General features: G+C 58.6%; 16 protein-coding genes and 1 tRNA gene. 7 read left to right on the top strand and 10 right to left on the bottom strand.

The features are described 5' to 3' along the window. Window positions 1-46 precede the first annotated feature (46 nt). The gene (locus AC0JZ8_RS15730; protein WP_062580306.1) at window positions 47-367 is read left to right on the top strand and encodes an HlyU family transcriptional regulator; all 321 of its coding nucleotides are present in this window, start codon (window positions 47-49) and stop codon (window positions 365-367) included. A gap of 129 nt (window positions 368-496) precedes the next feature. Next, window positions 497-1,783: a GGDEF domain-containing protein gene (locus tag AC0JZ8_RS15725; RefSeq protein ID WP_174196768.1), complete on the top strand. Its 1,287-nt coding sequence runs from the start codon at window positions 497-499 to the stop codon at window positions 1,781-1,783. A gap of 2 nt (window positions 1,784-1,785) precedes the next feature. On the opposite strand, the gene AC0JZ8_RS15720 is transcribed toward AC0JZ8_RS15725, so the two are convergent. Continuing rightward, window positions 1,786-2,403: an FMN-dependent NADH-azoreductase gene (locus AC0JZ8_RS15720; protein WP_471892924.1), complete on the bottom strand. Its 618-nt coding sequence runs from the start codon at window positions 2,401-2,403 to the stop codon at window positions 1,786-1,788. Window positions 2,404-2,537: 134 nt separating this feature from the next. Between AC0JZ8_RS15720 and AC0JZ8_RS15715 the strand changes: the two genes are divergently transcribed. After that, the gene (locus AC0JZ8_RS15715; RefSeq protein ID WP_062457631.1) at window positions 2,538-3,506 is read left to right on the top strand and encodes a LysR family transcriptional regulator; all 969 of its coding nucleotides are present in this window, start codon (window positions 2,538-2,540) and stop codon (window positions 3,504-3,506) included. Window positions 3,507-3,541: 35 nt separating this feature from the next. Here AC0JZ8_RS15715 and AC0JZ8_RS15710 read toward each other — a convergent pair whose 3' ends face one another. Next, on the bottom strand, window positions 3,542-5,542 hold the full coding sequence (locus tag AC0JZ8_RS15710; protein ID WP_471892923.1) for a bifunctional 2',3'-cyclic-nucleotide 2'-phosphodiesterase/3'-nucleotidase: 2,001 nt from the start codon (window positions 5,540-5,542) through the stop codon (window positions 3,542-3,544). Between the two features lie 272 nt (window positions 5,543-5,814). Here AC0JZ8_RS15710 and AC0JZ8_RS15705 point away from each other — a divergent pair, with 272 nt between their 5' ends. Next, window positions 5,815-6,516: a PadR family transcriptional regulator gene (locus AC0JZ8_RS15705; RefSeq protein ID WP_209900661.1), complete on the top strand. Its 702-nt coding sequence runs from the start codon at window positions 5,815-5,817 to the stop codon at window positions 6,514-6,516. Between the two features lie 10 nt (window positions 6,517-6,526). Here the strand turns inward: AC0JZ8_RS15705 and AC0JZ8_RS15700 are convergent, their stop codons facing one another. The 5 genes from AC0JZ8_RS15700 to AC0JZ8_RS15680 all read right to left on the bottom strand — a co-directional run bounded on the left by AC0JZ8_RS15700 (window position 6,527) and on the right by AC0JZ8_RS15680 (window position 10,369). Continuing rightward, window positions 6,527-6,991 carry a DUF1203 domain-containing protein gene (locus tag AC0JZ8_RS15700; protein WP_471892922.1) on the bottom strand — a complete coding sequence of 155 codons (465 nt, stop codon included), beginning with the start codon at window positions 6,989-6,991 and terminating at the stop codon, window positions 6,527-6,529. A gap of 70 nt (window positions 6,992-7,061) precedes the next feature. Further along, window positions 7,062-7,619 (bottom strand): GNAT family N-acetyltransferase, encoded by a 558-nt coding sequence (locus tag AC0JZ8_RS15695; RefSeq protein WP_062457620.1) that lies wholly within the window; start codon window positions 7,617-7,619, stop codon window positions 7,062-7,064. Between the two features lie 2 nt (window positions 7,620-7,621). Next, a complete protein-coding gene (gene sseA, locus AC0JZ8_RS15690) occupies window positions 7,622-8,503 on the bottom strand; it encodes a 3-mercaptopyruvate sulfurtransferase (protein ID WP_062580317.1) in 882 nt (293 codons plus the stop codon). A 66-nt stretch (window positions 8,504-8,569) separates the two neighbouring features. Further along, window positions 8,570-9,307, bottom strand: coding sequence for an alanyl-tRNA editing protein (locus AC0JZ8_RS15685; RefSeq protein WP_174196762.1), 738 nt, complete (start codon window positions 9,305-9,307; stop codon window positions 8,570-8,572). A 24-nt stretch (window positions 9,308-9,331) separates the two neighbouring features. Next, window positions 9,332-10,369 carry a cysteine synthase A gene (locus AC0JZ8_RS15680; protein ID WP_062580321.1) on the bottom strand — a complete coding sequence of 346 codons (1,038 nt, stop codon included), beginning with the start codon at window positions 10,367-10,369 and terminating at the stop codon, window positions 9,332-9,334. Window positions 10,370-10,770: 401 nt separating this feature from the next. Here AC0JZ8_RS15680 and AC0JZ8_RS15675 point away from each other — a divergent pair, with 401 nt between their 5' ends. Beyond that, the gene (locus tag AC0JZ8_RS15675) at window positions 10,771-11,322 is read left to right on the top strand and encodes a cupin domain-containing protein (protein ID WP_471892921.1); all 552 of its coding nucleotides are present in this window, start codon (window positions 10,771-10,773) and stop codon (window positions 11,320-11,322) included. 83 nt (window positions 11,323-11,405) lie between these two features. Here AC0JZ8_RS15675 and AC0JZ8_RS15670 read toward each other — a convergent pair whose 3' ends face one another. Further along, window positions 11,406-11,648 (bottom strand): DUF982 domain-containing protein, encoded by a 243-nt coding sequence (locus tag AC0JZ8_RS15670; protein ID WP_062457603.1) that lies wholly within the window; start codon window positions 11,646-11,648, stop codon window positions 11,406-11,408. 328 nt (window positions 11,649-11,976) lie between these two features. On the opposite strand from AC0JZ8_RS15670, the gene AC0JZ8_RS15665 reads away from it, so the two are divergent. Further along, window positions 11,977-12,261 (top strand): hypothetical protein, encoded by a 285-nt coding sequence (locus tag AC0JZ8_RS15665; protein WP_156461830.1) that lies wholly within the window; start codon window positions 11,977-11,979, stop codon window positions 12,259-12,261. Between the two features lie 229 nt (window positions 12,262-12,490). Here the strand turns inward: AC0JZ8_RS15665 and AC0JZ8_RS15660 are convergent. After that, window positions 12,491-12,565 (bottom strand) — tRNA-Asn (locus AC0JZ8_RS15660). A gap of 181 nt (window positions 12,566-12,746) precedes the next feature. On the opposite strand from AC0JZ8_RS15660, the gene AC0JZ8_RS15655 reads away from it, so the two are divergent. After that, the gene (locus AC0JZ8_RS15655; RefSeq protein ID WP_062457597.1) at window positions 12,747-13,010 is read left to right on the top strand and encodes a PGPGW domain-containing protein; all 264 of its coding nucleotides are present in this window, start codon (window positions 12,747-12,749) and stop codon (window positions 13,008-13,010) included. A gap of 63 nt (window positions 13,011-13,073) precedes the next feature. Here the strand turns inward: AC0JZ8_RS15655 and AC0JZ8_RS15650 are convergent, their stop codons facing one another. Then, window positions 13,074-13,715 (bottom strand): exopolysaccharide biosynthesis protein, encoded by a 642-nt coding sequence (locus tag AC0JZ8_RS15650; RefSeq protein WP_062580325.1) that lies wholly within the window; start codon window positions 13,713-13,715, stop codon window positions 13,074-13,076. Window positions 13,716-13,778: the final 63 nt, after the last annotated feature.

Raw genomic sequence — 13,778 nt, 5'->3', positions numbered from 1 at the left:
TGGTCTTCGGATTCCGCCGGTGCCGAGCAAAGGGTAGCACTCATCCATGGCTTCGTTTCTTTCCTCTCTTCTTTCGATGTTTTCCGGCCCGAAATCCGAAACCGCGCCCGCACGGGAAGCCGAGCCGCAGATGCATGGCGAATGCCGCATCTATCCTGCACCGATCAAGGAAGGCAGCCAGTTCCGGCTTGCCGGTCGCATCGAAAAAGATGTCGCCGGCGAAACACTCGTCCGCACTTTCGTGCGGGCAGACATGTTCACCTCTGCGGAGGACGCATCCGAATATGCCGTTCGCAAGGCACAGCAGATCATTGATCAGAATGGCGCCTCGCTGTTTTCGGATGGCGCCGTTTCGCGCTCTGCCTGATTGTTCGTCCGTCCCGCGAGATCCTCTATTGCGCCGCAGCAATTTACCGGCATAACTGGTGTTGCGATTATCCAACAAAGTCATGGCTTTGGGATGTGAACGCGAGGTCCGCCAGGCTTAAAAGGCGTGATGATGCAGGTTCTGAACCTCTTTCTGTTCGTTGCAGAAGCGATCGTCTATTTCACGATCATGGCCGCCTTCCTGCATTTCAGGCGCCAGCTTGGCCTTGGCGTGTTCTTGGCTGCGCTCGGTGTGATGCACTTCATGGAGACCTACCTCGCGGCGGTCTTCTATGTCGAACTGCCGTTCGGGCTGGTATCGCCCGGATCGTCCGTCTTCTTTGCGGGCAAGCTGATGATGATCCTCCTCTTGTACTTGAAAGAGGATGCCTCGACGGTGCGCCAACCCATCTACGGACTGTTTCTCGGCAATCTCCTGACGGTTCTCATCGCGCAGATCCTGCAGGCGCATCCGGTCGTCACCCTTCCCGCCGGACGACCTGCCGACATGGTCTTTCTCAACGAGATGGGCTCACTCATGGTATGGGGCACGGCGCTGCTCTATATCGACGCCATCGCCATCATTCTTCTCTATGAGCGTTTCGGCCGGATCTTCAGGCGCCATATCATCCTGCGCTTTGCCGTCAGCGGTGCGATCGTTCTAAGCTTTGACCAGCTTGCCTTCTACTCCGGACTGCGATTGCTGTTCGACGCGCCGCTATCGGTCCTGTTCGGCGGTTGGTACGCCAAAATGCTCGCGGTGATCATCTATTCCGTGCTGCTGCTAGCCTATCTCAAGGTCGAACAGATTCCGAGGCTTGCCTTGTCGCGGCGCGAAATTGCCGACATTTTTCACGATCTGACGTTTCGCGAGCGGTATCAGGCGCTGCTTGCCACAAGCGGCGTCGATCGGTTGACCGGCGTTTTCGATCGCAACCGGCTGGAAGCCGATGCGCCGGCGATGATCAAGCAAAGTATCGACATGCGGCAGCAGCTCAGTCTCGTGATCATCGACGCAGACCGGTTCAAGGACGTGAACGATCTCTTCGGTCACATGAAGGGGGACGAGGTGCTCAAGGACGTGGCAGCGCAGCTCAAGGCCCGAACGCGGCCGCGCGATCATCTCTCGCGGTTCGGCGGCGAGGAGTTTGTGCTGATCCTGCCGAACACGAACCACGAAGGAGCCTTGGCGCTCTCCGAGCGGCTTCGCCAGGATATCTGCGCGTCTGTCATCAGGCCGGATGGCAAGTGCATCACCGTGTCGATCGGAGTGGCGACCACGTCTGACGATGGCGACACATTCGCGACACTGTTCGGCGTTGCGGACCAACGCCTCTATCACGCAAAGAAAGACGGCCGGGACAATGTCCACGGCCGTCAGGGGCGTCTCGTCTCACCAACCGGTGTGGACGTCTAGGATCAGGCCGCCAGTGCAAGCTGCTGCGTGCGATCCTGTGCGGCGGCAATCGCCTTCTCATACGCTTCCGGACCGAATGCGGTACCTTCAATGTAGATCACTTCGACATCCCTCATGCCCATGAAGCCAAGAACCGTCTTGAGGTAAGGAACGGCGTGGTTCATCGCCATGGCCGGGCCTTCCGAATAGATGCCGGCGGCCGACAGAACCACATAGACCTTCTTGCCGGTCGCAAGTCCCTGCGGACCTTCGGCTGTGTAGCGGAACGTCATGCCGGCGCGGGCAACGTTGTCGATCCAGCTTTTCAGCGTCGAATAGATATTGAAATTGATCAGGCCCGTGGCAAGCACGACCGTATCGGCGGCGAGCAACTCGGCGACGAGTTCATCGGACAGTTTCGCTGCTGCCGCTTCCTCGAAATTGCGAGCGTCTGCGGGCTTGCGGATCGCAGATGTGGTCACGGTGTCGAGATGGGCGATCGGGTTCTGACCCAAATCACGGGTCACAACAGTCGCGCCTGGATGCTGGACCTTCAGCTTGTCGACAAATTCCGTAGCAATCTTTGTCGACAGCGATTCGTTGCCGCGAGGGCTGGATGTAACGAGAAGGATGGATGGCATTGCTTTGTTTCCTATGAATTTCTCGACGGTGGGAGACTGGAGGTCGCCTGTCTGAGAAGACAAATAGGAGTAGACGGCAATCGATGGAATGGGGATAATGTCGAAGCTTTCCATCTAAAATCTGGATAGGTCACATGGACGCGAATCCCACCCTCGATCAGCTGCAGGTCTTCATCGCAGTTGCCGAAAGCGGCAGTTTTTCGGCCGCCTCACGCCTGCTGAACCGGGCTCAGTCGGTTGTCAGCTACACGATTGCCAACCTCGAGACGCAGCTCGAGATTCAATTGTTCGACCGGGCCGGGGCGCGTCAGCCAAAACTGACCGAGGCCGGGCGGGCGATGCTGATGGATGCGCGGCGAATTGTTGCCGACCTGCAGATCATGCGGTCTCGGGCAAAGAGCATCACTCAGGGATTGGAAGCCGAGATCACGCTGGCCGTCAGCGTGATGGTGCCGGCCGACGCGGTGGTCAGCCAGCTACGCGAATTCCGAGAGAAATTTCCAAGTGTCGCCCTCAACCTCAGCGTCGGGGAACTCGGCATGGTGATGGGCCAGGTCATCAGTGGACGGGCCGGCATCGGCATCGGTGGCGCTCTCCTTAAGCAGGACGATTCGCTGATTGCCGAAAGGATCGGTCATTCCTACCTCTTGCCGGTCGCAGCGCCTGACCATCCACTGGTGAAGCTCAACCGCACACTCACCCTCGCCGACGTGCGCGACGAGACGCAACTGGTCGTGACCGACGCGTCAGGCCTTACCGCAGGGCGTAACTTCAACGTCCTGTCCTACAAGATCTGGCGCATCAGTGACATCGCCACCAAGTATCAGCTGATCAAGGGTGGGCTTGGTTGGGGTGGGCTTCCGGCGTCCCTGGTGCTCGATGACATCCGCAACGGCGATCTGGTCGCGTTGGATATCGACGCGTACGAGCAGGGGCAATATCCGATCTACGCCTTGCGAAAGGCATCCAATCCGCCCGGACCCGCGGGACAGTGGTTGATCGAATCGTTTGCAGCCAAGCTGTCCTCATGTCCAAACCATGATGACCTTCCCGAACTCCTGAAGCAGGAGCCGGAAAGGACGTATTGGCAGGCTGCCGAATAACACGCCTCCTCGGCCGGACGACTGGATGGGGCGCCTCAGAGAACCAGTCTGAACTTCGCGAAACCGTTCTCGCCGTCGCCGGCATCCTCGATCTTCGTCCCCTTCAGGCTGCCGGCAAACTGGCGCGCCTTGGGTCCGGTCTCGAACAGGGCCGTGGATCCGGGCTGCGCCTTGAACGACCAGTTGTCGTCGGCCGAAGGATTGATCGTCCCTTGATCGATGATGTAGCGAACAACGACGTCGCGGTTGGTGTCGGGTGCGACGAAAATGACCTTGTCGCTGGCGATCTCCGGAAACTTGCCGCCACCGCCGGCACGGTAGTTATTGGTGACGACGACAAACTTCTGTGCCGGATCGATCGGCTTGCCGTCAAACATCAGGTCGACGATACGGTGAGCATTCTCGTCCAGTACCTTTCCGTCCTTGTCGAAGCGCGACGGCTGGGACAGGTCGATCTGGTAGGTCACGCCATCGATCACGTCGAAATTGTAGGACGGGAAACCGGCGTTGAGCAGCGGAACATCCTTTGATCCCGGCTTGACCTGGTTGAACATGCCAGCCGACATTTCCAGCCAGTTCTTGACCTGCGCGCCCGATATCAGCACGGCCTGAACCGTGTTGGGATAGAGATAGAGATCCGCGACATTCTTGATGGCGATGTCGCCGGTCGGGACGTCGGTGAAGTAATCCGCACCGCCGCGACCGCCGGCCTTGAAGGGAGCGGCGGCGGATAGCACCGGGAGGTCCTTGTACTCGCCATCCTTCAGCATGTCCTTGATGTACCAGGTCTGCGCATTTGAGACGATCTGCACCGACGGATCATCCGCGACCAGCGCGAAGTAGGAATAGAGCGGCGCGGATGTCTTGCCGACCGGACGGCGAATATAGGCAAGCGTCGCCTCGTGTTCCGGCTTGATGGCCGCGGTGACCTCAGGCTTGTCCTTGACGTCGGCAACGACCTTGCGATTTTCGTCGCGGTGATAGATCGGTCTGACTTCCGAGGTGGAATCGACGATCTTCCAGCCGCTGCCATCCTTTTCGATCAACAGGTCGATCAGACCCATATGGGAGCCCCAGAACCCGGCCATGACGGCGGGCTTGCCCATCAGCGTGCCTTTCTTGGCATCAGCGCCGGCAATGCCCTCGAAATCCTTTGGACCCGGGAAAACCAGATGCTGGTGACCGGTGAAGATCGCATCGATACCCTCGATCCCTGCGAGATAAAGAGACGCGTTTTCCATCCGATCGCTCTGGCCGGAACCATCGATGCCGGAATGGGATAGGGCGATGACGATGTCGGCGCCTTCCTCCTTCATGACAGGCACCCAGGCCTTGGCAGCATCGATGATATCGCGCGTCTGCGCCTTGCCCTCAAGATTCTTGCTATCCCAGGTCATGATCTGTGGCGGCACGAAGCCGATGAAGCCGACCTTGATCGGGGTCGACTGGCCGGAACCGTCGCGGATCTGCTTTTCGATGATCACGTAGGGTTTGAAGAAGAGATCGTCGTCCTTGGCACTGGAGGCAAGCTGGCCCTTGGTCAGGTTGGCGCAGACATGCGGGAAGCCGGATCCTGCAAGAACCTTGAACAGGAAATCGAGGCCGTAGTTGAATTCGTGGTTTCCAAGCGTGCCGACGTCATATCCCAGCACGTTCATCGCAGTGATCACCGGATGCTTGTCGCCCTCTTTCATGCCACGCTCATAGGCGATGTAGTCCCCGAGCGGATTGCCCTGCAGGAAGTCGCCGTTGTCGATCAGCATCGAATTTCCGGCTTCGGCTCGAATCGAATCGATGATCGAGGCGGTACGGGCCAGTCCAAGTGTGTCGTTCGGCTTGTCGGCATAATAATCATAAGGGAAGACATGCACGTGGATGTCTGTCGTCTCCATCAGCCGCAGATGCGCCTGGTTGGCGGCCGCGCGTGCCGCAAACGGGTGGAGCATGACCAGCGCCGATGTGGCCGCAATGCCACCGAGAAGGGATCGGCGCGAGACCGCATGATTTTCGAAAAGGTCTTTGGTGAAAAGCGACATCTAATATCTCCCTCCGGATCACTGATGGAGGCGAGCTTAGGCACAATCGCCCACGGACGCATCCCTAAAATGACGGTCGGCAAAAGTTCGGTGACTGCCGGGTAACGACGCGACGGTCAATCCGGATCGGCCGCACCGCGCGCCGCAGATAGCTCGAAAAAAATCCGCCACAAAAATCAAACGGATATGACTTAGATATATCTGGCAGCTTGCAGTATTGCGGAAATGTGCTAGCTTTAGATATATCGAAAGATACTCTAAAGGAGAGTAAGATGTTTCAACGATTTGAAACCCACAGAAGCTGCAACGCCGATCGCTCGGGCTTCGAGGGACTATTTACCATGCGGGGCGGTCCGTTCAGCAAAGGCTTTGCGGGTAGGGGTTTTGGCGGAAAAGGCGGGCCGGGCGGTGGTCGTGGCTTCGGCGACGATGGCGAGGGACGTATCGGTCGCTTTCTGATGCAGGGCGATCTCAGACTGGTCGTCCTGGCCTTGATCGAGAAAGAAGCCCGCCACGGCTACGAGATCATAAAACATATCGAAGATATGACGTATGGTTTTTACGCACCCAGCCCCGGCGTCATCTATCCGACGCTGACCTATCTTGAGGAAGCCGGCTACGTGACGGCTGAAGCGGATGGCAACAAGAAGCGTTACACCATCACTGACGAGGGCCGTGCGCATCTCGATGAGAACCGCAGTTTCGCAACGACCATCCTCGAGCGCTTGTCCGAGCTGGCTGAAAAGATCAAGCTGAAGCAGGAACGGCACGAACACCACCGCGATCACGACAGGGGGCCACATCATGACCGCGGCCCGGCTCTGCCGCGCAGTGTGGAAGCGGCGCTTCTCAACCTGAGAGAAGTGTCGGCTCGCAGGATCGAACAAAACGACAAGGCTGCGGGCGATCTCGTGCGGCAGCTCCTCGATTTTGCCGAAAAGCTGGAGCGGGACGGCGGAGACCCGCAGGCATAAGGGGCTCCTGCTAAGCCGCGTCAATCCGGCACTGGAAACAGTTGTTGCGGGCCGAGCGAACGTGGACATAGGCGATATCGGCGCGTTGAAGCAGGTCTTCGGCGCGCCGCATGATTTCGGACGTCGGGGTCACCGCACCCGTGCCATAGACGATCCTGTCATTCTCTCCATAACCCCGGACGATGTAATCCGGACTGACCAGAATTGGCGGTAGAACCTCTTCCGCGATAAACCGTGGGCAGGGCGTCTTATGCAGGAAGATGGGACCGGTTTCGGCATAGGGCTGCGTTGTCGGAAACGGTCGATAGGCAAGAACGAACAGGCTTTCGCCCGCGCCGATATTCCTGAGGCAATGGCGGCAAGGATATCCGGGACCATCCGAGATCATGGTCTCCGGCTGGTGTCCGTAGGAATCGCTGCCTCCGTTCCATAGATGCTCTGCGTGGTCACCCGGGATCGCGTTGAAGATTGGCATGGTCGTCTCCTTTTCTATATATAGGAGATGACCCGTCGAGCTTCGAAGCGCCACCCGATCCTTGCGCGAGCTAGCTGTCCAGCACCTTTACCAGTTCCGCGCTGGTCATCGGCACGATCTCGGCCTCGTATGTCGAGACGGGTGAAAAACCCATCATCTGGTAGAGCTGCAGCGCTCGGGGATGGTCGAGCGAATTGGTGGTGACGGTGACCTTCTCCGGGTTGTTCTGCCACGCAGAATAAAGAGCCTGCGTCAGGAACCACTTGCCGATGCCGAGCCCGAGGGCCCGCTCGAACAGGCCGAAATAGGACAGCTCTACGACGTTGTCGTCAGTAGAGTTCAGCTCGTAGAATCCGGCTGGCGATCCGTCGACCAGAAGGATCGTGATCGAACAGCGCGGGTTGTGTATCGCGGCCGCAAGCTCGGCGTCTGACAGCCGCAGCCTATCGTACCAGTGCCAGCGTTTGCCGACTTGCCGGTATAGGTACCGGTAGAAATGCAACGGCACTTCGGTAGCGCGTATGATGGCGGTTTGAATGTTGGCCGGAATCGGCATGCTGGTCTTGGGCGCGGCCGTCATTTCCAGAACGGTGACGCGCGCCTTCAGCGGTACGGGCTTTTTCGCCATCGTTACGCCTGCGACGAGATTGCAGGGGTAGGCTTAGCCGGTCCTGTCTCGATCGGCGTGTCCGAGCGTCCGCCCCATTCCGTCCAAGACCCGTCATAAAGCGCGTTGTCCTCATGCCCGAGCGATTCCAGCGCAAGCGTGATGATCGCAGCGGTAATGCCCGAACCGCAGCTCGTCACGACCGGGCGCCCCAAATCGATTCCCGCGGCTTCGATAGCCTGGCGCAGTTCGGGTATCGTCTTCAGCTTGCCGTTTGTCGAAAAGCTGCTGGAGGGAGCGTTGACGGCACCCGGCATGTGACCGGAGCGCATGCCAGCGCGGGGTTCCGGCTCTGTGCCGGTAAAGCGTCCGGCCGGCCGTGCATCCGCAATCTGGCTTGTACGATCGCTGACGATCGACATCATCTGATGGTAGTCGATGACCTTGTCGAGGCGAAGCTCCGCATCGAAATTGGACGCAACCGGCGAGGGGATCTCGGTTTCGAGCGCTCGCCCTTCCGCTTTCCAGCCATCGAGGCCACCGTCCAGGATAAACACCTGTTTCGCACCCATAATGCGGAACAGCCACCAGCCGCGCGGCGAAGAAAAGATGCCCGGGCCGTCATAGATGACGATGCGGTCATTCTCGCTGATGCCGAGCTTGCCGACAGCATCGGCAAACACATCGGGCGAGGGCACCATATGCGGGAGACCGGTGGAATGATCCGCGACTTTGTCGTGATCGAAACGCACGGCACCGGGAATATGCCCTGCCGCATATTCGGCATCTGCATCGCGGTTGTGGGCAGGCAGGTAGAAGGAGGCGTCGACGATCCTCAAATCCGGGCTTCCGAGCTCGTTTTCGAGCCACCCGGACGAAACGACGAAACGGCTGGTGTCGCTCATGTCAAAACTCCTACCTTGATAAAACGCGGTATTCGGTGAGAAACCGGTCCGGACAAACGAGTGTCTTCAGGCATCCGTGGCGATATCGCCGAACCGGATCCGGAAGCGACGGTTTTCCTTGCCCTTCTTCTCGATTTTGGAAATGTGGATAGCGCCCACTTCCCCGGTGTTTGCAACATGTGTGCCGCCGCACGGCTGGCTGTCAACGCTCGAATCCTCGCCGATGCAGACAAGGCTGACGCGTCCGAGCCCGACCGGCGGCCGGACGTTCTTCGATTTGACGATGCCGGGATTGGCTGCCAGTTCCGCGTCGGTGATCCATTGCAGGTAGACCGGATGGTTCTGCGTGACGAGATCCATCAAGCCGGCGGTCACCTCGTCCTTGTCGATCACGGCCGTCATGTCGAAATCGACACGCGACTCGTCTTCGCCAACTGCGGCACCGGTGATCGGGTAGGAGCAGACGACCGACAGCAGATGGCAGGCCGTATGCATTCGCATCAGCTTGTGCCGTCTGTCCCAGTCGACATGCATGACAACAGTTTCACCTACCGTCGGCCGCGGTTCGCCTTCCAGCGGAACGTGGACGACGATGTCCTTCGTCTCGCCGTGCCGTGTCTGGCCAAGCTTGATCCTGGTTCCGTCGGCGCGTTCCAGACTGCCGGTATCACCAGGTTGCCCCCCAGATGTCGCATAGAAGCAGGTGCGGTCGAATTCGATGCCGCCATCCTCATGGATCGCGGTAACAACCGCCTCCAGTGTCGAGAGATAGAAGTCGTCGCGATAGAGGAGTTCGGTTGCCATCGGTTCTGTTCTCTGCGGTCGGTTTCAGACGGTTTCGAACGGAATATCGATCTTGGTCTTCTTCGTGAGCCAGCCCGGAACCGGCAGGCCCTTGGACTGCAGAAAATCCGGGTTGAAAAGTTTGGACTGATAGCGGTTGCCGTAGTCGCAAAGGATCGTCACGATCGTATGGCCGGGACCGAGATCCTTCGCGAGGCGCATCGCGCCAGCGATGTTGATGCCGGAAGAGCCGCCAAGGCAAAGCCCCTCGTTCTCGATCAGATCGAACACGATCGGCAGCGCTTCAGCGTCCGAGATGCGATAGGAAAAGTCAGGCGCAAACCCTTCGAGATTGGCGGTGATACGTCCCTGACCGATGCCCTCGGTGATCGAACTTCCCTCGGATTTCATCTCGCCGTGCGCATAAAATTCGTAGAGTGCGGCACCTTCCGGATCCGCGATGCCGATCTTGACGCCGGGCTTAAGCGCCCGCAACGCCATGGCTGTACCGACCAGCGTACCGCCGGAGCCGACTGCGCACACGAAGCCGTCCACCTTGCCGCCCGTCTGTTCGAAGATCTCCGGGCCAGTCATCTCGATATGGGCCTGCCGGTTGGCAACATTGTCGAACTGGTTTGCCCAGATCGCGCCCGCAGGCTCCGTCTTGGCAAGCTGCTCGGCAAGGCGACCGGAAACCTTCACATAGTTGTTCGGGTTCTTGTAGGGAACGGCTGGTACTTCCACGAGCTCGGCGCCCATCAGTCTCAGCGCGTCCTTCTTCTCCTGGCTCTGGGTCTCCGGAATGACGATGACGGTTCGATACCCCAATGCCTTTGCGACCAGGGTCAGACCGATACCGGTATTGCCGGCGGTCCCTTCGACGATCACTCCGCCCGGCTTCAGAAGCCCCTTCTTCTCGGCATCTCTAATGATATAGAGCGCCGCGCGATCCTTGACCGACTGACCGGGATTGAGAAATTCGGCCTTGCCGAGAATTTCGCATCCGGTTGCATCGGATGCAGCCGCCAGCCTGATGAGCGGCGTATTGCCGATGAGGTCGAGAACAGAAGATTGTATTGCCATGGGAAATGCCTTCTTTTTCAAGGATCATGTAATCAGGCTGCATTCGGCGGGCAAGGCATCCGCGCCAAGAAAATCCTTTCCGCGTGTCGCGCGCGATGGGATCGCCCCCGCATACCGAGGACTGTCATCTACCGGACAATACCGGCAGGTTTATCGACATGGCTCGGATGCAACTGTATAATACATCCTTCGCCCTGCACTACGCAGAGTGGAGCGCTCGGTTTTGGTTTCAGACGATTCGACCTGATGGCATTGATTTTGAGAACTGAATTTCGTTCACGCCAACGATTGCGGCTTAGTTTATGCATCTGAATATTGAAAGAGTCGATTTTCTGATCTCGCAATACGTAGCCGGCTCTCTGCCAAAGGCAGCCCACGTCTTGTTAGGTTCTCATCTGCAGATGCAGAAACCCAATGCCCAGCTTGTCGATGCCCTTCAACGACTGGCCGGCGATGGGTTGGAAGACATGACCTGCGAGGAGACGTTGTCCCGTGAATTTCGAGACAGGGCCATCAGCGATATTGTCAGATCGGACCCGCCGGCATGGAGCGTGTTGCCACCGGAGCAAGGTTCCCAGTTGCCGGCCCTGTTGCGCGGTTATACGGGGAAAGACCTGACCTCTATTCCGTGGCGGCGCAAGCTGCCGGGACTGCGCGAGCATGTTATCGAACGGTCGCCCGACGTGGAAGCAAGTCTCCTCTGGGCCCGTCCTGGGAGGGCACTTCCAAACCATGGCCACAACGGTCTCGAACTCACGCTGGTGATCGAAGGCGAATTCCACGATCACCGCGGAAACTTCACGCAGGGCGACATATCGGTCGCTGACGAGACGCTCGATCACCGGCCGATCGTTGGTGATTCGGGGCCGTGCGTCTGCTTTTCCGTCCTGTTTGCACCGATCGCTCTCAGCGGATCGCCGATCCAGCTCATGGGCGATATGATCGGACTTTAAAGCCGAACACTGTCATCGAATGGTTGGTTCGCGGTCAACCATTCGTCAATCGGCCAGAACTGAAAACGCAGCAGTCAGACCAATCAGTTTACGTGCATTTGCGCTTCGCTCACGGCCTGCTCGAAAAACTGTCGTGCGTCCTCCGGCGAACGACGGCCGTCGAGGGCAGCCCGGCAGGCACTGCGCGCCCGCACGAAATGCGGACCCCGAAGATCCGGCCAGTGGTCCAGTAGCAGGATGAGGGCCTCGGATGGCCCATTGATTACCTCGGTCCCAAGATTCCCAAACGCGACTTTGACCGGTTTTTGCCAGTTCGGCTGCGGCATAGTTGTCTCCTCCCTAAGTCAACTGTCCTCTACCTCCAGCCTAGCGCAATGTTCCATTAGGACAAGCGGATTTTCCGGGTTCGGATGTGTGTTGGGAGCATTTAAGGGGCGGCATCGCCGGGCACTGTGCCCAGGGACGGGGCGTCGTGACACCGCCCCAACGAACGCGATCGAATTAGCCTGTCTGCTCACTTCAAGGCACGAGAACAACTGTCGCCACTCGCGACGTCGCGCGGCACCAGCCTGCAACAGTCGCGTCGGTGAGGCGTCTCCGCTGGACGCGGAACTTCGGCCAGATACGCATGTTCTGGTTTCAGGAGGAAAAATAATGGCTAATTACATGTGGTTTATCGTCGTCGCAGGCGGAGCAGCAATGCTTGGGCTCGCACTTGCGTACGGTTCCTACAAGGAGAGCCGACATCGCTCTCTGATTCCGTTGGCCGGCTTGGCCGTTGCGATCGCCGTCGGCGTCGCGGTTAGCATCGGCGTCACGCAGGCTCCGACCGCCAACAGTGTGCCGCCCGATCCGCAGGGCACGCATTACGATACGCCGGCTGCCCCATCCCGCGAAAATGCGCTTCCCGGCACGCCCGCACCCTCGGATCAGAAGTGAAGACGACTTTGAGATGAGCGCGAGCAAACAGAAGACTCACGTTGCGACTTAGCGGACGCGACCGGCTTTCTTCTTTGGCAGTGGAACTGCACGCAACAGCGTTACACATCCCCGAACGCGAAACCAATCGCCATATCAAGTTGCTTTTTCGCTTTGTCAAAATAGGGGAAGTGGAGAAGCGCCTGTCTTCGGATACGGATCAACAAAAACAGGCGCTTATCGCAGAATTTGGCTCCCCGGGCCGGATTCGAACCGGCGACCTGTCGATTAACAGTCGAATGCTCTACCGCTGAGCTACCAGGGAACAACCGCGCTTGCGGTGTGAGCGGGGTAATACAAATGCTTCACGCATTTGCCAAGCGGTTTTTTCAAAAAAATTAGGTCCGGCTTGTTTTATCCCCATGCATCCCCATCTCGCCCCTACAAAAAAGCGTTTAGTTGGAGCCGTATACGTGGTGGAAAAACCTCAAGGCAGGCGGTTTGGAATGGATCCGGGGCAGGGTCGTCTCTTCATCGCAGGGCGGTCCATTCCGATGCCGCGCTCGCGCGTGGCGCGGCTCTGCATCGGAACCGTTCTTATCGTCGGCGGCATTCTAGGCTTCCTGCCGATTCTGGGCTTCTGGATGGTGCCGCTGGGTATCTTGATCCTGTCGCAGGATCTCGCTTTCGTCAGACGTCGTCGTCGTCGCCTGGAAGTCTGGTGGGGTCGCAGGCGCCGCGAGAAACAAGCGGCTTCGCTTCGGAAATGACATGACGTCAACCAGACCGGGAGAAGCTGTCGCCTGGTGCGAGAGCTTCTCCCGGAATGAGGCCTATCCGGCGAGTGACGCCAGGCCCTGGCCGGCGGCGAACGCGCCATAAGCAAGCGCCCCGAAATAGACGATCGTTGCAAGGTTGAAGAAATAACCGCCGAGAACGACGAGACCATCCCGCTGAACCATGCCTGTCGACAGCAGCAGTATAGCAATGCCGGGCAGCGTGTTGGACAGGGGGATGAGGCCGAGCGGAAACATCAGGAGCACACCGGCGAACGTGATTGCGAGGCCATTGACCCTGTTGGCAATGGGCCCGGTCGTGATGCCGGCCATGCGGTGCTTCAGATATTTGTCGAGCCTGGAGACGATTTTCACGCCTTTCTCAAGGGTCGGCACCAGCTTTGCGCTGTCGAGTTCCCGATCGAGAATCGCACGAGGAAGCCACGGCATCCGGTTGAGCACCACAGCAATGCTGATCATTATGATGGCCGCGCCGAACACGGTGCTGACACCCGGGATCGAGACGGGCAGCAGAAAGGGGAGGGATGTGACCGCGCAGATCAGCAGAAGACCCTGTTCACCGACGCCATCCATCAACTGACGCAGCGTCACGGTGCCGCCGTCAATCCGACCGATCAATTTCCTCAGCGTTTCGCTGAGACCTGCCGATGTATCTTCGAATTCCGCGTTATCCTGCAAAGCTGCACCTCTGTCATGAGAAATGCAGTTTGAATAACAGCAGAAACAAGCAACTCAAAGGCA

It is taken from the genome of Velazquezella soli, assembly GCF_977018685.1.
Note: the sequence above shows the minus strand (reverse complement) of the source record. Positions and strands in the feature narration are given on the sequence as shown.